Raw genomic sequence first — 19,195 nt, 5'->3', positions numbered from 1 at the left:
ACGCCGCGGCGGCTCGAAAGGTTGAGCGCGGGCTAGGGCTTGGCGGCGTACAGCGGGTCGGACAGCAGGGACTCGAAGGCCAGCTCCGCCGCGCCCACCAGAGGGGCGTCGTCGCCGAGCTGGGGCGTGTGCAGGGCCACGTGGGCGCGGCACGCCGGCAACGCCATGGTGTGCAGGCGGTTGCGCACGTGGTCGGCGCCCGCGAGGTACAGCTCGCTCAGGGTTCCGCCGAAGACGACCACCGTCGGGTTGAAGATGTTCACCAGGTTGGCCACGCCGAAGCCCAGCCAGTCCGCGGCGTGGGCCACGGCGGCCTGGGCGTCCGGGTTGCCGTCCTGCGCCGCCTGTACCGCGGCCGCCACCGCCGCGCCCGGGGTCGGGACCGTGCGGCCCGCGAGGTGCAGCAGGGCTCGCTCGCCGATCTCGGTCTCCCAGCAGCCGCGGGAGCCGCAACCGCAGAGCCGGCCCTCGGGGTGTACGACCATGTGGCCGACCTCGCCGCCGTGGCCGCCGTAGCCGGTGATGCGCCGGCCGCCGGCGATGATGCCCGCGCTGATGCCCGCGTCGCCGTGCAGGTAGATGACGTTGTCGGCGCCCGTCGCGGCGCCGCGGGTGTGTTCGGCCAGGGCGGCCAGGTCCGCGGTGCCGCCCAGGAACGGGCCCGCCGACGGGCCCAGCCGGGGGTACAGGGCGCCGGCCAGTTCCGGTTCGATCGTCTCATCGGCCCAGCCCAGGTTGTGGCGCACGGAACCGGAGACGGCCAGGCCGGAGCCGACCAGCACGGCGTCGGCGGGTGCGGAGCGCTGCATGTCGGCGACCAGGGCGACCAGCGCGGCGATGGTCGGGGCCGGGTCGGGGCCGGGCGGGCGCTGGGCGGTGCGGCCGTCGAGGACCTTTCCGCCCAGGCCGACGCGCGCGGCGCGCAGGCGGTCGAGCTCGAGGCTCAGCGCGTACCCGTAGACGCGCGACGACCGCGGACGCACCACGATCGACGGGCGGCCGGCGCGGCCGGTCTCATGCGGTACACCCTCGTCGACAAGGCCCGCGGTGGCCAGATCGGCGGTGAGCGCGCCGATGGTGCTGCGGTTCAGGCCGAGCCGGCTGGTCAGCTCGGCGCGCGACGTTGCGCCGCGGACGTGGATGTAGCGGAGCAGGGCCCCCAGGTTCTGCCGGCGCACCGACTCCTGCGGACTGGTGGAGGAGGACACGCTGTAAGCCTCCTGGAACGAGCGTGGGTCCCCGGAACATCGCTCCGGGGACCCACGACGTCGTTGCCGGTGTTACTTGGTGAGCGGGGAGAGCTTCGGGTCGTTGGCGTAGGCCTCGGCCGCGTTCGCCTTGGTCACGATGACCGGCGGGAGCAGGTACGACGGGACGACCTTGACACCGTTGTTGTAGGACTTGGTGTCGTTGATGGTCGGCTCGCCGCCACCCTGGAGGGCCTTCACCATGTTGATGGTCTCGGCCACCAGCTTGCGGGTGTCCTTGTTGATCGTGGAGTACTGCTCGCCGGCCATGATGCTCTTGACCGACTCGACCTCGGAGTCCTGGCCGGTGACGACCGGAACCGGCTTACCGGCGGCCTTCACCGAGGTGATGATCGCGCGGGCCAGGGTGTCGTTCGGGGACAGGACGCCGTCCAGCGTCTTGCCGCCGCTCGCGTAGGTCGAGGTCATGATGGTGTCCATGCGCGACTGCGCACCCTCGGCCTTCCAGCCCTGGATGGCGGTCTGCTTGACGTCCTTCTGGCCCGAGCCGACGATGACGTCGCCCTTGTCGATGAGCGGCTTGAGCACGTCCATCGCGCCGTTGAAGAAGACACCGGCGTTGTTGTCGTCCGGCGAGCCGGAGAACAGCTCGATGGTCCACGGGCCGGTCGGCTTCTTGGCCTTCATGCCGTCCAGCAGGGCCTGGCCCTGCAGTTGGCCGACCTTGAAGTTGTCGAACGCGATGTAGTAGTCGAGGTCGTTCGTGCCGGTGATGAGCCGGTCGTAGGCGATGACGATCGCGCCGGAGTCCTTGGCCTGCTTGACCTGGGTGCCCAGCTGCGCGGCGTCGGTCGCGCCGATGACGATGACCTTCGCGCCCTTGGTGACCATGGACGAGATCTGCGACTGCTGGTCGGCGACCGTGGTCGACGCGCCGGCGTACTGCACGTCGGACTTGAAGCCCGCGTCCTTGAGGCCGTTGGTGAACAGGTCACCGGCGAGAACCCAGTTCTCCGAGGTCTTCGACGGCAGGGCGACGCCGATCAGCGCGTCCTTGGCGAAACCCTTGGTGGCGCCGGAGGCAGCGGTCGACGAGTCGCGGTCGCTGCTGCCGCACGCGGCGGTGCTCAGCGCAACCAGCGCGACAGCGCTGACGGCGAGGCTCCTGGTGAGGAACTTGCGCATGGCTTTGAAAGCCCTTTCTTTCGGGATGTTACTGGGGATGGGGGCGTCTGCCGCGGGTGTGCGGCGGGTGGGTCAGCCGCCGACCGGAGTCCTGATTGACTCCTGACCGGCTTGGTTGGGCGCGGCCGGCTCGGTGTTCTCCTGCCGGCGGAAGGGGCGCATGATCGATCCGATGATCGAGAAGCGACCCTGGCTCTTGTTGTAGACGTCGAGCGCGACGGCGAGCAGCAGGAACAGGCCGCGGATGATCTGCTCGCGGTCGGTGCCGATGCCCAGCAGCTGCAGGCCGTTCTTGAGCACGGCCATGACCAGACCACCGACGATGGAGCCGCTCACGGTGCCGATGCCGCCGGCGACCGCGGCGCCACCGATGAAGACGGCGGCGATCGCGTCGAGCTCCCAGCTGAGGCCGTCCTGCGGGCCGGAGGCGCCGGAGCGGGCCACGAAGATCATGCCGGCCAGCGCGGCCAGGATCGACATGTTCATGATGACGAAGAAGTTGACGCGGCGCAGCTTGACGCCGGAGAGCTCCGCGGCGCGGGCGTTGCCGCCGACCGCATAGATGTGCCGGCCGCCCGCGGTGTTGCGGGTGTAGAAGGAGTACGCGATGACCAGCGCGGCCAGGATGCAGCCCGAGATCGGGAAGCTCGTGCCGACGCGGCCGCCGGCGAAGCGCAGGGTGGCGAACACGATGATCGCGACCATGATGGCCATGCGCACGACCGACACCCACATCGGGCTCTGCTCGGCGTCCATCTGGCGGCGGGTCTTGCGCGTGGAGAACTCGCGCCACACCACGGCCAGGCAGGCGATGAGACCCAGGATCAGGGTGCTGTTGTTGTACCCCGTGTTGGGGCCCCACTCCGGCAGGTATCCGGCGCCGATCTTGGTGAACGCCTTCGAGACCGGGATCGTCTCGGCGTTGCCGATGAACTGGTTGCCGCCCCGGAATATCAGCATGCCGGCGAGCGTGACGATGAAGGCGGGCACGCCGATGTAGGCGACCCAGAAGCCCTGCCAGGCGCCGATCAGGGCGCCGACCGCGAGGCCGAGCAGGATGCCGACCCACCACGGCAGATTGTGGTCGCGCATGGTCTTGGCCACGATGATGCCGACGAACGCGGCGACCGAGCCGACCGAGAGGTCGATGTGGCCGGCGACGATCACCATGAGCATGCCGATGGACAGCACGGAGATGTACGCGTACTGCTGGGTCAGCGAGATCAGGTTGCCGGAGTTGAGGGTCAGCCCGTCGGTCCACCACTGGAACAGCAGAATGATCGCCACGAGGGTGAAGATCATCGTGAACTGGCGGGCGTTCGAGGTCGTGCCCCCGAACAGGTTCTTCTGGAGGTCCTTGAGTCGGCTCATCGCGTCGGCATCTTCTTCGTTGAGGTCATCTGCTTCATGAGGAGTTCCGGGTTGGCCTCGCTGCGGGGGACCTCGCCGGTGATGTTGCCTTCGAACACCGTGTAGATGCGGTCGCACAGACCGAGCAGCTCCGGCAGCTCCGAGGAGATGACGATGACGCCCTTACCCTCGTCGGCGAGCCGCTGGATGATGCCGTAGATCTCGTACTTCGCGCCGACGTCGATACCGCGCGTCGGCTCGTCGAGGATCAGCAGGTCGGGATCGGTGAACATCCACTTGGCCAGCACGACCTTCTGCTGGTTGCCGCCGGAGAGCTTGGTGACGCCCTCGTCGACCGAGGGGGCCTTGACCCGCAGGGCCTGGCGGTACGCCTCGGCCGCCTTGTACTCGGCGACCTCGTCGATGACGCCGCGGCGGGTGATCTTCGACAGCTTGGCGGCGACCGTCGAGGTCTTGATGTCGTCGAGGAGGTTGAGCCCGATGGACTTGCGGTCCTCGCTGACGTAGGCCAGGCCGTGGTTGATCGCCTCGGCCACCGACTTGAGCTGGATCTCCTGGCCGTCCTTGAAGATCTGCCCGGACTGGTAGACGCCGTAGGAGCGGCCGAAGAGGCTCATCGCCAGCTCGGTGCGCCCGGCGCCCATCAGGCCGGCGAAGCCGACGATCTCGCCGCGGCGGACCGTGAAGCTCGAGTTCTTGCAGACCAGCCGGTCGGCGGCGATCGGGTGCCGCACGGTCCAGTTGCGGACCTCGAAGAAGACCTCGCCGATCTTCGGGGTGTGCTCGGGGAAGCGGCTCTCCAGGTCGCGGCCGACCATGCCGCGCACGATCCGGTCCTCGTTGACGCCCTCGGCGCCGACGACGAGGGTCTCCACCGTCTTGCCGTCACGCAGGATCGTGATGGAGTCCGAGATCTCCTCGATCTCGTTGAGCTTGTGCGAGATCATGATCGAGGTGATGCCCTGCCGCTTGAAGCCGCGCAGCAGATCGAGCAGGTGCTTGGAGTCGTTCTCGTTGAGCGCGGCGGTCGGCTCGTCGAGAATGAGCAGCTTGACATCTTTGGCGAACGCCTTGGCGATCTCCACCAGCTGCTGCTTGCCGACGCCGATGTCCTTGATGAGGGTGTCGGGGTCGTCGCGCAGGCCGACCTGGGTCAGCAGCTCGTGGGCGCGGCGGTTGGCGCCCTTCCAGTCGTAGGACCCATTCCGGCGGGGCTCGTTGCCCAGGAACAGGTTCTCCGTGATGGACATGTGCGGCACCAGGGCAAGCTCCTGGTGGATGATCACAATGCCGGCCTTCTCGCTGGACCGGATGTCGCTGAAGCGACTCTCCGAGCCCTGGTAGAAGATCTGGCCGTCGTACGAGCCATAGGGGTAAACGCCGCTGAGCACCTTCATCAGCGTCGACTTTCCGGCGCCGTTCTCACCGCAGATCGCATGGATCTCGCCCTCACGGACCACCAGGTTGACGTCGCTGAGCGCCTTGACGCCCGGGAACTCCTTGGTGATGGACCGCATCTCGAGCAGGATCGGTGCGGTGCTCATGACGCGAGCCGCCTTGTCACCGACATCATGTTGCCTCCGAGGGGCATTGCCGCCAGCCAGGTTTGTTGTGACGACCAACTTATTCCAGTGTGGCGATCCTGCCCAGTCCCGCCGATCGTTTCTTGGTAACAATCCGGCAATGATCTAGCCCTCGGACCGCCATAGCAGCGACCCGGGAAGCGCTCTCACGTGTCCGGGGTGTTAGCTGCGCGTGTCGGACTCTAAATCCAATTGCTTTACTAAGTCAACGCCACGGGGCACCATGTAGGTAACGGTACGTAGGCAGGAGGCCGGGTGCGGCAAGTCGGGACAAATCTCCCCAAGGTCGGGCAGTACAACCGGGCGGTCGTGCTGGATCAGATCCAGCTGACCGACGGCACGAGCCGGGTGGAGATCGCGGAGCACACCGGCCTGACACCGCAGACGGTCTCCGGCATCGTGCGCCGGCTGATCGACGAGGGGATCGTGCGCGAGGACGGCGCGCGCTCCTCCAGCGGCGGCAAGCCACGCACCGTCCTGCGCATCAACGCCGACGCCGGGCGGGCCGTCGGGCTGCACTTCGACCCGATCGAGCTGGCCTGTGTCGTGGTCGACCTGCTGGGCCGGCCGCTCGTCACCGCACGCCGCCCGACCCCCGCCGACATGGACCCGGCCAAGGTCACGGCGGCGATGGCCGGCCTGGTCGGGGAGGTGCTGGCGGCCGCCGGGGTCGAGCGCGAGCGGGTGCTCGGCGTCGGGCTGGCCGCCCCCGGGCCGATCGACCAGTCGCTCGGCGAGGTCATCTCGCCGCCGCAGCTGTCGGACTGGACCCGCGTGCCGCTCAAGCAGATGGTCGCCGACGCCACCGGGCTGCCGGTCACGCTGGACAACGACGCGACCGCCGCGGCGATCGGCGAGCGCTGGGCGGGCGCCGGGCGCGGGGTCGCGAACTTCGCGTACTTCTTCCTCGGCACCGGTGTCGGCGGCGGCCTCGTGCTCGGCCACCAGGTCCATCGGGGCGGGTCCATGAACGCCGCCGAGTTCGGGCACACCTCGGTTACGGAGAGTGGCCCCGACTGCTACTGCGGCAACCGGGGGTGCCTCGAGAGCCTCATCAACCCGGCGGCGCTGGTCGCCGACGCCCGCCGACTTTTGGCCGCCGGCGGTGAGAGCGCTCTCACGAAGGCCTATCGGCGATCACCGTCCACTGTGGATCACGGGGCCCTGTGCCGGGCGGCCGCGGCCGGCGACGAGCTCGCCGCCGGGGTGATCGAGCGGGCCGCCGAGCGCCTCGCCGCGGTCGCGGTCAATGTGGTGAACATCGTCGACGTGGAGCTCATCATTCTCGGCGGGCACGGCATCCGCCACGTGGAGACGCAGTTCCGCGGCGCGGTGGTGCGGGCGCTGGGGGAGCGGGCCATCGCGCGGCGCATCCGCGACGTCGAGGTGGCCCTGTCCCCGCTGGGCGACGACGCGGCCGTGATCGGGGGCGCGGCCCTGGTGCTGCACTCGACGTACTCGCCGCAGGTTTCCGCCCTGCTTGCCGGTTAGGCCTCCCTGTCGATCATGCCGGCCTGCGCCGGCATGATCGGCAGGACGGGGCCTAAAGGAAGCGGCGCGCGCTGGCGGCCTTGGAAACCGCCTCCGCCAGCGCCTCCGCCACTTCATCCACTGTGGACGGTGAGACCCGCGTGCGGGGGATCGACAGGCTTATCGCGTCGGTCGCCGGCTCGCGCATCGGCACGACCCGCGCCACGCACACGATTCCCTCGGTGTTCTCCTCGCGGTCCACGGCGTAGCCGGCCGCCCGGATCGAGGCCAGCTCGGCGTGCAGCGCGGCCCGGTCCGTGATCGTGTGCGGGGTCAGGGCCGGCAGCGGGTCGGGCAGCAGTGCGTCGACCTCGGCGAGGGGGCGGCCCGCGAGCAGTACCTTGCCCAGCGCGGTCGCGTGCGCGGGAAGGCGACGGCCGATCGCGGAGTACAGCCGCAGCGGATGCACCGACTCCCGCTTGGCGACATAGGTGATGTCGCGGCCGTCGAGGCGGCCGAGGTGCGTGGTCTCGCCGAAGCGCGCGGCCAGGTCGTCGAGGATGCCGGCGAGCAGCCCCACCGTGTCGTCGGCGTCGAGGTAGGCCGCGCCGACCTGCAGCGCCCGCAGCCCGAGCCGGAAGCGGGTGTCGGACGCCTCGATCCAGCCGCGGGCGGCCATCGTGCGCAGGATGCCGTGCAGGCTGCTCTTCGGGATGTCGAGCAGCCGCGTGAGCTCCGACAGCGTCGACGGGCCCGCGGCGGCCAGCGCCTCCAGGATGTCCAGGGTCCGGTCCGCTGATTTGACGGGTGTGGTCACGCGGCCCCCCATGCACTATGGTCACGGATGTGACCGACGTTCAGCATACTGAACACCCCACCGTCGTAGAAGTCATTGCCGCCGGGAAGATCGTGCCGGTCGTCGTGCTCGAGGACGCCGCCGACGCCGCGAGCCTGGCCGACGCCCTCGTCGCCGGCGGCCTGGGCTGCGCCGAGGTGACGTTCCGGACCGCCGCCGCGGCCGACGCCATCCGGGCCATGAGCGACCGCCCCGGCATGCTCGTGGGCGCGGGCACCGTGCTCAACGTGGCGCAGGTCGACCGGGCCGTGGCGGCGGGCGCGAAGTTCGTCGTGAGCCCCGGCTTCAGCGCCGCCGTTGTGGCGCGCTGCCAGGAGCACGGCGTGCCGGTGTTCCCCGGCGTCGCCTCGCCGAGCGAGATCATGCAGGCCCTCGACGCGGGCCTGGACACCGTGAAGTTCTTCCCGGCCGAGCAGCTGGGTGGGGTACCGATGGTGAAGGCCCTCGCCGCTCCCTTCCGCTCCGTCAGGTTCATCCCCACGGGCGGCGTCAACACCGGCAACCTCGCCGACTACCTCGCCGTGAAGTCGGTGCTGGCCGTCGGCGGGACCTGGATGGTCGCGCCCGACCTGCTCGCCGCCCGCGACTGGGATGCCGTCACCAGCCGCACCCGAGACGCATTGGAGCAGACCCGATGATCACCGTGCGGCCGGCCGCGGAGTGCCGCTACGACCTCGTCTCGCTCGGCGAGGTCATGCTCCGCCTCGACCCGGGCGAGGGTCGCATCCGCACCGCGCGGCAGTTCCGGGCCTGGGAGGGCGGCGGCGAGTACAACGTGGCCCGCGGGCTGCGCCGCTGCTTCGGGCTGCGCACCGGGCTCGTCAGCGCGTTCGCGGACAACGACGTGGGCCGGCTGCTGGAGGACCTGATCCTGCAGGGCGGGGTGGACACGGCGTTCGTGAAGTGGGTGCCGTACGACGGGATCGGCCGCACCGTCCGCAACGGCCTGAACTTCACCGAGCGCGGGTTCGGGGTGCGCGGCGCCGTCGGCGTCTCCGACCGCGGGCTCACCGCGGCCGGCCAGCTGCGCCCGGGCGACGTGGACTGGGAGCACCTCTTCGGCGAGCTCGGCGTGCGCTGGCTGCACACCGGCGGCATCTACGCGGCCCTGTCCGAGACCACCCCGGACACGATCGAGGCGTGCCTGGCCGCGGCCCGCCGGCACGGCACCGTGATCTCGTACGACCTCAACTACCGGCCGAGCCTGTGGAAGGCGATCGGCGGCCAGGAGCGGGCCCGCGAGGTGAACCGCCGCCTGGCCGGCTTCGTCGACGTGATGATCGGCAACGAGGAGGACTTCACCGCCTGCCTCGGCCTCGAGGTGCCCGACACCGACATCGACGGCGGCGAGCTGGACTCGGCGAACTTCCGCACGATGATCGCGGCGGCGGTGGAGGCGTACCCGAACTTCCAGGTCGTCGCGACCACCCTGCGCGGCGTGCGCACCGCCACCGTGAACGACTGGGGCGCGATCGCCTTCGCCGACGGCGACTTCGCCGAGGCCACCCACCGCCCGGCCCTGGAGATCCTGGACCGGGTCGGCGGGGGCGACAGCTTCGCCTCGGGCCTCATCTACGGCCTGATGACGTTCGGCGACGTGAAGACCGCCGTCGAGTACGGCGCGGCCCACGGCGCCCTGGCCATGACCACCCCGGGCGACACCTCGATGGCGAGCCTGAAGGAGGTCGAGGCGCTGGTCGCCGGGGCCGGCGCCCGCGTGCAGCGCTAGAGCACGGTCCCGGCCAGCAGCTCGATCTGGGCCGGGTCGTCGCCGTAGCAGTACAGGACCAGCTCGTCGGCGCCGAAGTCGCGGTACGCGGCAACGGTGTCGGCGAGCTGTCCGGCGTCCGTGACCGGGTCGCCCCAGCCCGAACGGCCCGTGAACGCGTAGTACTCGGCCACCGCGCGCCGCGCCCGGGCGATCGACTCGGGCGAGCCCGCCGCGGCGTTGATCTGGCAGACCAGGCGCGGGCGGCCGGTGCGCCCGGCCTCGGCCCACTGGTCGTGCACGGTGCGCACGAGACCGCCGGCCCACTGCAGCGGGGCCGCGCACAGGAACCCGGCGCCGTAGCGGGCGACGCGGGCCAGGGCCGCGGGCGCGAAGCCGCCGATGAGCAGCGGCGGACCGCCGGGCGTGGCGGGGGCGGGGCCGACCGGCGTCTGCGGGTACGCCCGCCCGGCCCAGATGTGGTTCAGGTCGGCGAGCATCCGGTCCATGATCGGCCCGCGCCGGTCGATTGGCACGTCCGCGGCCGCGTGGTCGTCGTCGCGGCCGCCGATGCCGACGCCGAGCGTGAGGCGCCCGCCCGACATCAGGTCGAGCGTCGCGGCCTGCTTGGCCAGCAGCGCGGTGCCGCGCAGCGGGGCGAGCAGCACCTCGGTCTGCAGCCGGATTCGGGTGGTGGCGCCGGCCAGGGCGGCGAGGGCGACGAGCGGCTCGGGATTGTCGTAGGCGAGCCGGTCGAGCAGCGCCACGGTGGCGAAGCCGGCCGCCTCGGCGCGGCGGGCCCATTCGGGCAGCCGCGCGGGGTCGCTGATGGGCAGGCCAAGGCCAAGATCCATGATTCGGTACTCCCTGTAGGTGGGCAGCAAACAGTGCTGTCGCCACCCCCTCCCCGCGACTGCTGCGAGGTCCCGCCCCCATCTGCGACGTCCATCTCGGGGGCGGAATTCGGAGTTCCAACGCTGAGTGTACCCGACGAACAAAATTCAAATATTTACAACAATGAATCACCCACTTACCGTCCGATTCATGCGTCGTCTGCTCACCGCGCTCGCCGCGACGGCCGCCACCGTCGCGGCGCTCCTGGCCGTTCCGGCCGCCGCCCACGCCGAGTCGAACGGCGGGGTGCGCATCCTGCCCCTCGGCGACTCGATCACCGACGGCTTCAACGTGCCCGGCGGGTACCGCATCAACCTGTGGCGCGCCCTGGCCGCCGCCGGCCACCCGGCCGACTTCGTCGGCTCCCAGTTCAACGGCCCGGCCGACCTGCCCGACCACGACCACGAGGGCCACCCCGGCTGGCGCATCGACCAGGTCGACGCGAGCGCCGCCGCCTGGGTGTCCTCCACCGCGCCCCGCAGCGTGCTGGTCCACCTCGGCACCAACGACGTCATCCAGGGCTACGACCTCGGCAACGCCCCCGCGCGGCTGTCCGCGCTCATCGACCACGTGCGCGCGGCCGCGCCCGGCGCCGACGTGTTCGTCGCCTCGATCATCCCGCTGGCCGACGCCGGGCGGGAGGCGGCCGCGAACGCGTTCAACGCCACCATCCCCGGCATCGTGAACGCCAAGGGAACCAGGGTCCACTTCGTCGACATGCACGCCGCGCTGAACACCGGCGACCTCGCCGACGGGGTGCACCCGGCGCGCGCCGGCTACGACAAGATGGCCGCGCGCTGGGCCTCGGCCCTGGCCGCCGTGCCCGGCTCGGCCGGCGACGACGGGGCGCCCGCCACGCTGCCGTCCGGCTCCTACGTCTCGCTGCGGGCCACGACGGCGTGCTGCACGACGCGGTACGTGCGCCACATGAACGGCCTCGGCTACACCGAGGCGGTGTCGTCGGGCAGCGACCAGCTGCTCAAGCAGGACGCCACCTGGCGCGTGGTGCCCGGCCTGGCGGGCGGCTGCTACAGCCTCCAGTCCCGCAACTACCCGGCCTACTACCTGCGGCACCAGAACGGCCGCGCGAAGATCAGCGCCGATGACGGTACCGCCCTGATGCGCGCCGACGCGACGTGGTGCGCGCGCACGTCCCCGGGCGGGGTGCGGCTGGCGTCCTGGAACTTCCCGGGCTCCTACCTGCGCCACATCAACGCCGAGCTGTGGCTGGCCACCCCCGGCGGCGGCGCGGCCCAGGACAATGCCGGCAGCCTCGTCCCTGACATCACGTGGGCCGTTGCCGCGCCCTGGGCCCCGTAGTACGGTCGGCCCGACAACCGAATACGCGCCGCTCGACCCGCGACGGGAGAGCCCCCTTGTGACGCAAGGGGCGCCGAAGGAGCAACTCTCCCCGAGAATCTCTCAGGCCCATGTACCGCCGCGGGGAGGCAACTCTGAAAAGCCGGGACGTCGCGTCCCGCGCCCACGGTGCAAGCCGCCCCGGCGGTGAAGCTCTCAGGCATTCGATGACAGAGCGGGGAGGCCCGACCTCACTAGGAGCCTCCGTGACGCTCAGCGCGTTCGACCTGTACTCCATCGGCATCGGCCCGTCCTCGTCGCACACGGTCGGGCCGATGCGCGCCGCCCGCCGCTTCGCCGCCCGCCTGGCCGGCGACGGGCTCCTGCCGCGCACCGGCCGCGTCAAGGCCGAGCTCTTCGGCTCGCTCGGCGCGACCGGGCACGGCCACGGCTCGGCCAAGGCCGTCATGCTCGGCCTCGAGGGCGCCGACCCCGCCACCGTGGACACCGACGCCGAGGCGGGCCGCGCCGGCCGGATCGCCCTGCTGGGCGAGCACGACATCCCGTTCAGCGTCGACACCGACCTCGTGCTCCACCGCCGCCGCTCCCTGCCCGAGCACCCCAACGGCATGCGCTTCACCGCGTGGACCGAGGCCGGCGAGGAGCTGCTCACCCGCACGTACTTCTCCGTCGGCGGCGGCTTCGTGGTCGGACCGGACGGCGGCATCGCCGAGGCCGACGTCGCGGTGAAGTTCCCGTTCACGACCGGCGCCGAGCTGGTCGCCCACTGCGAGGGCCGCTCGATCTCCGACGTGATGCTGGCCAACGAGCTGTCCTGGCGCTCCGAGGCGGAGATCCGCGCCGAGCTGCTGCACATCTGGTCGGTCATGCAGGCGTGCGTGCACAGCGGCTGCACCCGCCCGGACGGCGTGCTGCCGGGCGGCCTGAAGGTGCGCCGCCGGGCGCCGCGCCTCTTTGCTAACTTAAGCGAAAAATCGGATATGTCCGATCCCCTGTACGTCATGGACTGGCTCAATCTCTACGCGCTCGCGGTCAACGAGGAGAACGCGTCCGGCGGCCGGGTCGTCACCGCCCCCACCAACGGCGCGGCCGGCATCATCCCCGCCGTCCTGCACTACTACACACGGTTCGTGCCCGGCGCCGACGACGACGGCGTGGTCCGGTTCCTGCTCGCCGCCGCGGCCGTCGGGATCATCATCAAGGGCAACGCGTCGATCTCCGGCGCCGAGGTCGGCTGCCAGGGCGAGGTCGGCTCGGCCTGCGCGATGGCCGCCGCCGGGCTGTGCGAGGCGCTCGGAGGCACGCCCGGCCAGGTCGAGAACGCCGCCGAGATCGGCCTCGAGCACAACCTCGGCCTGACCTGCGACCCGGTCGGCGGCCTGGTGCAGATCCCGTGCATCGAGCGCAACGCGATCGCGAGCGTCAAGGCGGTCAACGCGGCCCGGCTCGCGCTCAACGGCGACGGCGCGCACCACGTCACGCTGGACAAGGTCGTGCGGACCATGCGCGAGACCGGGCGGGACATGTCGGTGAAGTACAAGGAGACGGCCCGCGGCGGCCTGGCCGTCACCGTGATCGAGTGTTGATGAGAAGCTTGCGGGCATGGCGCTCGGCGTGGTGGCGAGGATCGGTCGGTTCTGCTTCCGGCACCGCTGGTCGGTGATCGGGGTCTGGCTGGTGGTGGTCGTGCTCGGCGGGCTCGCGTTCGGGCCGGTCTTCCGGGCGATCGCCGACCCCACCAACCCCAAGCACGTCGAGGCGATCGACGGGCTGGACGCCGTCGCGACCGGCAACGACTCCAGCGGCACGGTCATCGGCCTCGTCGACCACGTCGACCCGCAGGCCCCCGCGGTCCGCACCGCCGTCGACGCCGCGGCCGCCGACCTCGGCCGCTCGGCCGGCGTGACCACGGTGGCCACCCCGTTCTCCGTGCCCGCCGGACCGGCCGCCGCCTACGTGGCCGGCGACCGGCAGGCCCTGCTCATCGTCGTCACCCTCGCCAAGCTCGAGACCGGCGAGCGCGACGGCGTGCTGGCGACGCTGCGCACCCGGCTGCACCGGGTCGACGCCGATCTCGCGGCGGCCGGTGTACCGCAGGCCACGGTCGAGGTCGGCGGCAACCCGGCCCTCAACGCCGACGTGCGCGGCGCGCAGAAGGCGGACCTCGGCCGCGCCGAGCTGGTCTCGCTGCCGCTGACCCTGATCGTGCTCGTGTTCGTCTTCGGCGGCCTGGTCGCGGCCGGCCTGCCGGTGCTCGCCGCGGTGGTGTCCGTGGCCGCGGCCATGCCGCTGCTGTGGGCGTTCAGCCGGGTCACCGACCTCGACCAGAACGTCGTCACCGTGGTCACCCTGCTCGGCCTCGGCCTGTCGATCGACTACGGGCTGCTGCTCGTGGCCCGCTACCGGGAGGAGGTCGCGGCCGGCTTCGAGCCGCCGGAGGCGATCGGCCGCGCCTGGGCGACCGCCGGGCGCACCATCTTCTTCAGCGCGCTCACCGTCGCCGCGGCGCTGTCCGGCCTCATGATGTTCTCGGTCCACCAGCTCGGCGCCCTCGGCGCGGGCGGGGTGTCGATCGCGGTCGTGGCGATGCTCACCGCGCTGACCTTCACCGCCGCGCTCATCGGCGTGTGCCACAAGCGGATCCGGCCCCGGGCCCGCGCCCAGCGGACCGACGAGCGCGGGTTCTTCGCGAACCTGTCGCGGATCGTCCAGCGCCGGCCGGTGCTCATCGCGCTCGGCACCACCGTGGTGCTGCTGGCCGCCGGGTCGCCGCTGCTCGGGCTCACGCTCAAGCTGCCCCGGCTCGAGGGCGTGCCGCGCAGCATCGAGTCGGCCCGCGTCGCCGACGAGCTCGGCCAGCGCTTCGGCCGCGCCTACCGGCCCGTGGTGACCGTCGTCGCCCGTACCGACGCCGGGTCGCTCGACGCGTACGCCGCCCGGTGGGCGTCCGACCCGGCCGTCGCCGGCGTGCAGCCCGCCAAGCCAGCGGGCGAGGGCGTCGCGACGGTCGACCTCGCGCTGCGCGGCGGCTCCGAGGACGAGGCGGCCCAGGGGCTCGTGCACCGGCTGCGCGCCGACCGGCCGGCCGGGGTGCAGTCGTGGGTGGTCGGCGACGCCGCGATCCTCATCGACCTGGTCGGGTTGATCGTCGACGACCTGCCGGGCGCCGTGGCCGTCACCCTCGTGGCGATGGTGCTGCTGCTGTTCGCGATGACGGGGTCGCTCGTCGTACCCGTGAAGGCCGTGCTGGCCAACGTCGTGTCCCTCGGGGCCACCTTCGGCGTGATGGTCGCCGTGTTCCAGCACGGCTGGGGCTCCGGGGTCCTGCACACGCTCACCGTCGGCGGGCTCGACCCGTTCGTGGTGGTGATCGTGTTCGCCTTCGCGTTCGGGCTCTCCATGGACTACGAGGTCTTCCTGCTCGGGCGCATCAAGGAGTACGTCGAGCGCGGCGACGACACCGACACCGCCGTGCGCCGCGGCCTGCAGCACACCGGCCGGATCATCACCTCCGCCGCGCTGCTGATGGTCGTGGTCTTCGCCTGCTTCGCCGCGGCCGACCTCGGCCAGATCGAGCAGGTCGGGCTCGGCCTGCTCACCGCGGTCGTGATCGACGCGACGGTGGTGCGCTGCCTGCTGGTACCGGCGACGATGACACTGCTCGGGCGCTTCAACTGGTGGGCCCCCGGCCCGCTGCGGCGCCTGCACGAACGCATCGGCCTGCGTGAGCACGCGCTGCCGCCCGCCCGGGAGCTGGAGACCGTCTCCGTCAATTAGGGTGGTGCTCTTCGCCTTCGCGTACTACGCGATGTGGAGCGTGTGGACGGCGTTCACCCTGTACGCGAACGTGTCGGGCATCCGCACCCGGCAGCGCTCAGCCCCTAGGCGCGCAGCGCGGCGGCCACCGGGGGTGACAGGGTCGGGGCCACGTAGTAGCGCAGCCAGTTGTCCAGCAGGGTCCGCATGCGCGCGCGGATGTCGCGGTCGGCCCAGTCCAGGGACTCCAGGAACGCGGCGTAGTCGGCCTCCGACGGGCCCAGGTGGCCCTCGGCGATGAGCTGCTTGCGGCGCACCTGGGCCAGGGCGGCCGCGATGCCCGAGGTCATCTCCGGGTGGATCTGCAGGGTCCGGGCCGTCGCGCCGATGGCCAGGGCCTCGTTGCGGTACACGCCGTAGGCCAGCTCGGCGACGGGGCCGAACTCGCTCGAGGCGGGGACGTCGTAGACCGCGTCCACGTGCGAGGTGAAGACGTCGAAGGCGTCGGGCAGGCCGCGGAACAGCGGGTCGAGGCGGCCCGCGGGCGTCAGGGTCAGCGTCTCGATGCCGAAGCGGCGGCCCTGGTGGCCGGTCTTCGAGATCGCCCCGGCGACCTCGGCCTTGGCCTGGTGGGACCAGCAGATGTGCAGCTCCGGCACGCCCTTGCGCTGGGCCGCGGCCAGGAACTCCTTCACCCGCCGGATCCACGGCAGCTCCTCGTAGGAGGAGTGCCCGGAGCCGCCGCCGATGATGGCGTGGGCCTCGATCGTGTCGGGCAGCGCCTCGCCGTCGGCGACGTTCACGCAGTGGATCTGGTCGGCGTCCAGGCGGGTGACCTCGGCGATCCAGTCGCGGTACGGCGTGAGCCCCATCTCCCGTACCGGCGCCTGCTCCTGCGTGTTCAGGAAGAGCAGGCGGCACCGCTGGCGGACGTGCAGCGGGCGCCGGGCGCCGCCGACTCGGGCGGCGCGGTGGTCGATGGCTGGGGCCGTCATGGCTGGGCATCGCTCCCGGGAAGACGATCGGCTGGATCTGGCCGATTGTGGAGCATAGCGTGACGGCCGCGCGTCGGTTCTCACAAATATCCGATAACGGCTCACCCCCGGGCGAGGCCCGGCGCAGGGCCCGGCGTGGGGCCCGTCGTGGGGCCCGGCGCAGGGCCCGGCGCGAGGCCCGGCGCGAGGCCCGGCGCTCCGACCGCGCCGCCGATGCCCGGGGCGGCGAGGCGCTGGTACATCAGGGCCATACGCCGCGGCGCCTCGCGGAAGCCGCCGTCCACCCACCACACGAGCAGCCCCAGCGCCGCCCCGGTCGCGAACTCGACCACGGCGTCGACCGGCAGGTCGCTGCGCGCGGCCGCCATGTGCGGGGCCAGGTGCTCGCGCAGCAGCCCGGCGACGAGCTCGTGCAGCCGGCGCCGGAACGCGGGGCCGCCGCGGCGGCCGAAGAGCGCCGTGTAGACGGCCTGCTCGCGGTACGCGTGCTGGAACAGGGCCAGGACGGGCCGGCCGGGCTCGGGCGGCACCCCCGGCGCCATCGCCGCGAGATCGGCGCGCAACTGCGCCGCCATCTCCTCGAAGCCGGCCATCAGGAGCGCGTCCTTGTCGCGGAAGTGCGCGTAGAAGGTGGAGCGGCCCACGTCGGCGCGGTCGAGCACGTCCTGCACGGTCGTGCGCTCGTACCCCTGCTCGACGATCAGCTCCATGAGCGCCTCGCCCAGGATCCGCCGCGTCCGCCGCACCCGCCGGTCCATCGCGCGCCCCTTTCCGCACGGTTCCGCCGGTGTGTTCGGTACCGGACGCCCCCGAAGGCAGCGTAACCGAACATGGTGTTCGGAATCTTCGGCAGAGGGAGTCGTGATGGACCTGCATGAGCGGATGTTCGGGCTGGCCGGGCACGCGCGGGCGTACCACCGGATCACCGGGCCGTTCTTCGGCCGCATGTACGCGCGGATCGCCGCCGACGTCGCCGCGGCCGGGCTGCCCGAGGGTGCGCGGGTCCTCGACGCCGGCACCGGGCCGGGGCGGGTGCCGCTCGCCCTCGCGCGGGCCGTGCCCGGGCTGCGCATCGACGGCGTCGACCTGTCGCCGGAGATGGTCGCCGAGGCGCGCCGGGCCGCGGCCGCGGCGGGGGCCACGCGGGTGACGTTCACCGTCGCCGACGTGGCCGCGCTGCCGTTCATGGACGACACGTTCGACCTGATCGTGTCGTCCATGAGCCTGCACCACTGGGCCGACCCGGCGGCCGGCGTGCGCGAGCTGCGGCGGGTGCTGCGGCCGGGCGGCCGGATGTGGATCTACGACGCGCGGGTCGCGCTGCGGCGGGGCGAGGTGCCGGGGGTGCCGTCGCGCCGGGAGGCCGTGCGGACCGGACGGCTGCCGATCCGGCTCGTGGGGCGACTGGTCTATCAGGGGGTACCGTCAGGCCGTGGATCAATGCGATGAGTGCGGGTTCGCCTATGACAGCGTCGCGGCCGACGGGGTGCCCGGGCGCCTCGGCGGCCTCGCCGGCCGCTACGCCGCCGCGCTGGCCGGGGTCCCCGACGTCCGGCGCCGGCCCGCGCCGGACGTGTGGTCGGCGCTGGAGTACACCTGCCACCTCCGCGACGTGCTGCGCGTCCAGCGGGAGCGGCTCGACCTGGCCCTGCACGCCGACGCCCCCGAGTTCGCGCCGATGGGGCGCGACGAGCTCGCGGTGACGGCGGCGTACAACAGCCAGGACCCGGCCGCCGTGCTGGCCGCCCTCGCCGCCGCCGCCGACGTGCTCGCCACCGCGTTCGCGGCGCTGGGCCCGGCCGAGCTCGACCGCGTCGGCCTCTACCCGTGGCCGCAGCCGACCCCGCGCACCCTGCTGTGGCTGGGCCGGCACACCGTCCACGAGGGCGAGCACCACCTCATGGACATCCACCGGGCGGGCCCCCGCTAGGGGCTGTGTCGAAGTGGGGTCGGAGCGAGGCGAGGCTCAGGCGTCGGCTGGGGCCGCGCCGGGCGCGCCCCGATACCGGGGTTGTATCGGGGTGTGACCGCTACGGTTCCCGGCGGCGTCTGAGTCCGCCGCAGCCCGGCCATCCACTTCGATACAGCCCCTAGCTGGTGAACATGCCGGTCGCGTTGATCCATGTGCCGGTCAGGCCGCGGGCGGCCGGGGAGGCCAGGAACACGATGGTCTCGGCGATGTCGGCCAGCCGTGGCGAGCGGCGCAGCATGCGCAGGCCGTCGAGGCTCGCGTGGATGCCCTGCAGCGCGTTGTCGTCGATGCCCGCGTTGACGGTCTGCAGCTTCTCGATCGTCAGCGTCTCGAGGATGCCGGCGACCCAGATGCCCAGCACGCGCACGCCCTGGGGCCCCAGCTCCAGCGCGAGGTTGCGCACGAGCGTGTCGAGCGCCGCGTCGGCCGGGCCGGTGCTGCCCATCATCGGGCTGTTGTGCGCCGAGCCGCTGTCCAGCGCGAGGATGAGCCCCTCGCCCTGCCCGGCCATCCGGCGCGCGGCGGCCCGGGCCGTGACGAGGTTGGTCGCCAGGCCGTTGGTGACGGCCCGGGTGAGGTCCTCGACGCTCATGTCGATGATCGGGATGCCCTGCACGTCGCCGCGGGGGACCAGGTTCAGCGACACGTCGATGCGCCCGACGCTCGCCGCGTGGGCCTCGACCGCCGCCTCGTCGTAGGCGTCGAGCACCGCGGTCTCGGCCTTGCCGCCCTGCTCGCGGATGCGGGCGGCGAGCGCGTCGAGGGTCTCGGCGGTACGCCCGCACAGGTGGACGGTCGCGCCCGACCTCGCGAAGGCCTCCGCCACCGCCGTGCCGATGCCGCCCGCCGCTCCGTAAATGATGATGTTCATGCGGGT

General features: G+C 72.0%; 17 protein-coding genes and 2 riboswitches. Of the genes, 8 read left to right on the top strand and 9 right to left on the bottom strand.

What is annotated here, in order from left to right; genetic code table 11:
* Nucleotides 1–32: 32 nt before the first annotated feature.
* The 4 genes from ACPPVO_RS46950 to mmsA all read right to left on the bottom strand — a co-directional run bounded on the left by ACPPVO_RS46950 (nucleotide 33) and on the right by mmsA (nucleotide 5,308).
* Complete coding sequence (locus tag ACPPVO_RS46950) at nucleotides 33–1,208, bottom strand: ROK family transcriptional regulator (RefSeq protein ID WP_426505340.1); 1,176 nt, start codon at nucleotides 1,206–1,208, stop codon at nucleotides 33–35.
* A gap of 72 nt (nucleotides 1,209–1,280) precedes the next feature.
* Nucleotides 1,281–2,393: a substrate-binding domain-containing protein gene (locus tag ACPPVO_RS46945; protein WP_426505339.1), complete on the bottom strand. Its 1,113-nt coding sequence runs from the start codon at nucleotides 2,391–2,393 to the stop codon at nucleotides 1,281–1,283.
* A gap of 72 nt (nucleotides 2,394–2,465) precedes the next feature.
* The gene (gene mmsB, locus ACPPVO_RS46940) at nucleotides 2,466–3,764 is read right to left on the bottom strand and encodes a multiple monosaccharide ABC transporter permease (protein ID WP_426505337.1); all 1,299 of its coding nucleotides are present in this window, start codon (nucleotides 3,762–3,764) and stop codon (nucleotides 2,466–2,468) included.
* Nucleotides 3,761–5,308 carry a multiple monosaccharide ABC transporter ATP-binding protein gene (mmsA, locus tag ACPPVO_RS46935; RefSeq protein ID WP_426505335.1) on the bottom strand — a complete coding sequence of 516 codons (1,548 nt, stop codon included), beginning with the start codon at nucleotides 5,306–5,308 and terminating at the stop codon, nucleotides 3,761–3,763. The genes mmsB and mmsA overlap by 4 nt, the downstream gene beginning before the upstream one ends.
* Nucleotides 5,309–5,602: 294 nt before the next feature.
* On the opposite strand from mmsA, the gene ACPPVO_RS46930 reads away from it, so the two are divergent.
* Complete coding sequence (locus ACPPVO_RS46930) at nucleotides 5,603–6,838, top strand: ROK family transcriptional regulator (protein WP_426505333.1); 1,236 nt, start codon at nucleotides 5,603–5,605, stop codon at nucleotides 6,836–6,838.
* 52 nt (nucleotides 6,839–6,890) lie between these two features.
* Here ACPPVO_RS46930 and ACPPVO_RS46925 read toward each other — a convergent pair whose 3' ends face one another.
* Nucleotides 6,891–7,634, bottom strand: coding sequence for an IclR family transcriptional regulator (locus ACPPVO_RS46925; protein ID WP_426505331.1), 744 nt, complete (start codon nucleotides 7,632–7,634; stop codon nucleotides 6,891–6,893).
* 29 nt (nucleotides 7,635–7,663) lie between these two features.
* Between ACPPVO_RS46925 and eda the strand changes: the two genes are divergently transcribed.
* Both eda and ACPPVO_RS46915 read left to right on the top strand, forming a co-directional pair.
* Nucleotides 7,664–8,311, top strand: a complete 648-nt coding sequence (gene eda, locus ACPPVO_RS46920) for a bifunctional 4-hydroxy-2-oxoglutarate aldolase/2-dehydro-3-deoxy-phosphogluconate aldolase (RefSeq protein WP_426505330.1) — start codon at nucleotides 7,664–7,666, stop codon at nucleotides 8,309–8,311.
* Complete coding sequence (locus ACPPVO_RS46915) at nucleotides 8,308–9,402, top strand: sugar kinase (protein ID WP_426505328.1); 1,095 nt, start codon at nucleotides 8,308–8,310, stop codon at nucleotides 9,400–9,402. Before eda ends, ACPPVO_RS46915 begins: the two co-directional genes overlap by 4 nt.
* On the opposite strand, the gene ACPPVO_RS46910 is transcribed toward ACPPVO_RS46915, so the two are convergent.
* The gene (locus tag ACPPVO_RS46910) at nucleotides 9,399–10,235 is read right to left on the bottom strand and encodes an LLM class flavin-dependent oxidoreductase (protein WP_426505326.1); all 837 of its coding nucleotides are present in this window, start codon (nucleotides 10,233–10,235) and stop codon (nucleotides 9,399–9,401) included. The genes ACPPVO_RS46915 and ACPPVO_RS46910 overlap by 4 nt on opposite strands.
* Nucleotides 10,236–10,425: 190 nt before the next feature.
* Here ACPPVO_RS46910 and ACPPVO_RS46905 point away from each other — a divergent pair, with 190 nt between their 5' ends.
* The 3 genes from ACPPVO_RS46905 (at nucleotide 10,426) to ACPPVO_RS46895 (ending at nucleotide 15,372) form a co-directional block, all read left to right on the top strand.
* Nucleotides 10,426–11,595, top strand: coding sequence for an AbfB domain-containing protein (locus tag ACPPVO_RS46905; RefSeq protein ID WP_426505325.1), 1,170 nt, complete (start codon nucleotides 10,426–10,428; stop codon nucleotides 11,593–11,595).
* A 33-nt stretch (nucleotides 11,596–11,628) separates the two neighbouring features.
* Nucleotides 11,629–11,723, top strand: a riboswitch (glycine riboswitch).
* Nucleotides 11,724–11,818: riboswitch (glycine riboswitch) on the top strand. It begins immediately after the preceding riboswitch.
* Nucleotides 11,819–11,840: 22 nt separating this feature from the next.
* Complete coding sequence (locus tag ACPPVO_RS46900) at nucleotides 11,841–13,181, top strand: L-serine ammonia-lyase (protein ID WP_426505323.1); 1,341 nt, start codon at nucleotides 11,841–11,843, stop codon at nucleotides 13,179–13,181.
* A 16-nt stretch (nucleotides 13,182–13,197) separates the two neighbouring features.
* Nucleotides 13,198–15,372, top strand: a complete 2,175-nt coding sequence (locus tag ACPPVO_RS46895) for an MMPL family transporter (protein ID WP_426505321.1) — start codon at nucleotides 13,198–13,200, stop codon at nucleotides 15,370–15,372.
* A gap of 104 nt (nucleotides 15,373–15,476) precedes the next feature.
* Here the strand turns inward: ACPPVO_RS46895 and ACPPVO_RS46890 are convergent, their stop codons facing one another.
* Both ACPPVO_RS46890 and ACPPVO_RS46885 read right to left on the bottom strand, forming a co-directional pair.
* Nucleotides 15,477–16,346: a type 1 glutamine amidotransferase gene (locus ACPPVO_RS46890; protein ID WP_426505320.1), complete on the bottom strand. Its 870-nt coding sequence runs from the start codon at nucleotides 16,344–16,346 to the stop codon at nucleotides 15,477–15,479.
* 101 nt (nucleotides 16,347–16,447) lie between these two features.
* Entirely contained in the window at nucleotides 16,448–17,104 is a 657-nt protein-coding gene (locus tag ACPPVO_RS46885; protein WP_426505318.1) for a TetR/AcrR family transcriptional regulator, read from the bottom strand.
* Between the two features lie 106 nt (nucleotides 17,105–17,210).
* Between ACPPVO_RS46885 and ACPPVO_RS46880 the strand changes: the two genes are divergently transcribed.
* Both ACPPVO_RS46880 and ACPPVO_RS46875 read left to right on the top strand, forming a co-directional pair.
* Nucleotides 17,211–17,795 (top strand): class I SAM-dependent methyltransferase, encoded by a 585-nt coding sequence (locus tag ACPPVO_RS46880; protein WP_426505316.1) that lies wholly within the window; start codon nucleotides 17,211–17,213, stop codon nucleotides 17,793–17,795.
* Nucleotides 17,779–18,276, top strand: a complete 498-nt coding sequence (locus tag ACPPVO_RS46875) for a DinB family protein (protein WP_426505314.1) — start codon at nucleotides 17,779–17,781, stop codon at nucleotides 18,274–18,276. Before ACPPVO_RS46880 ends, ACPPVO_RS46875 begins: the two co-directional genes overlap by 17 nt.
* 160 nt (nucleotides 18,277–18,436) lie before the next feature.
* On the opposite strand, the gene ACPPVO_RS46870 is transcribed toward ACPPVO_RS46875, so the two are convergent.
* Nucleotides 18,437–19,189 carry an SDR family NAD(P)-dependent oxidoreductase gene (locus tag ACPPVO_RS46870; protein ID WP_426505312.1) on the bottom strand — a complete coding sequence of 251 codons (753 nt, stop codon included), beginning with the start codon at nucleotides 19,187–19,189 and terminating at the stop codon, nucleotides 18,437–18,439.
* Nucleotides 19,190–19,195: the final 6 nt, after the last annotated feature.

Origin of the sequence: Dactylosporangium sp. McL0621 (assembly GCF_049995355.1) — a bacterium.
Taxonomy (GTDB): Bacteria; Actinomycetota; Actinomycetes; order Mycobacteriales; family Micromonosporaceae; genus Dactylosporangium.
The sequence above is the reverse complement of the archived record's forward strand: the minus strand, read 5'-3'. Positions and strand labels throughout refer to the sequence as shown.

What these genes read in the sequence shown, in the direction of transcription:
- ACPPVO_RS46910 (WP_426505326.1), bottom strand. Translation starts at nt 10,235, where the DNA reads ATGGATCTTGGCCTTGGCCTGCCCATCAGCGACCCCGCGCGGCTGCCC.
- ACPPVO_RS46880 (WP_426505316.1), top strand. Translation starts at nt 17,211, where the DNA reads ATGGACCTGCATGAGCGGATGTTCGGGCTGGCCGGGCACGCGCGGGCG.
- ACPPVO_RS46870 (WP_426505312.1), bottom strand. Translation starts at nt 19,189, where the DNA reads ATGAACATCATCATTTACGGAGCGGCGGGCGGCATCGGCACGGCGGTG.
- ACPPVO_RS46945 (WP_426505339.1), bottom strand. Translation starts at nt 2,393, where the DNA reads ATGCGCAAGTTCCTCACCAGGAGCCTCGCCGTCAGCGCTGTCGCGCTG.
- ACPPVO_RS46895 (WP_426505321.1), top strand. Translation starts at nt 13,198, where the DNA reads ATGGCGCTCGGCGTGGTGGCGAGGATCGGTCGGTTCTGCTTCCGGCAC.
- mmsA (WP_426505335.1), bottom strand. Translation starts at nt 5,308, where the DNA reads ATGAGCACCGCACCGATCCTGCTCGAGATGCGGTCCATCACCAAGGAG.
- ACPPVO_RS46885 (WP_426505318.1), bottom strand. Translation starts at nt 17,104, where the DNA reads ATGGACCGGCGGGTGCGGCGGACGCGGCGGATCCTGGGCGAGGCGCTC.
- ACPPVO_RS46905 (WP_426505325.1), top strand. Translation starts at nt 10,426, where the DNA reads ATGCGTCGTCTGCTCACCGCGCTCGCCGCGACGGCCGCCACCGTCGCG.
- ACPPVO_RS46890 (WP_426505320.1), bottom strand. Translation starts at nt 16,346, where the DNA reads ATGACGGCCCCAGCCATCGACCACCGCGCCGCCCGAGTCGGCGGCGCC.
- mmsB (WP_426505337.1), bottom strand. Translation starts at nt 3,764, where the DNA reads ATGAGCCGACTCAAGGACCTCCAGAAGAACCTGTTCGGGGGCACGACC.
- ACPPVO_RS46915 (WP_426505328.1), top strand. Translation starts at nt 8,308, where the DNA reads ATGATCACCGTGCGGCCGGCCGCGGAGTGCCGCTACGACCTCGTCTCG.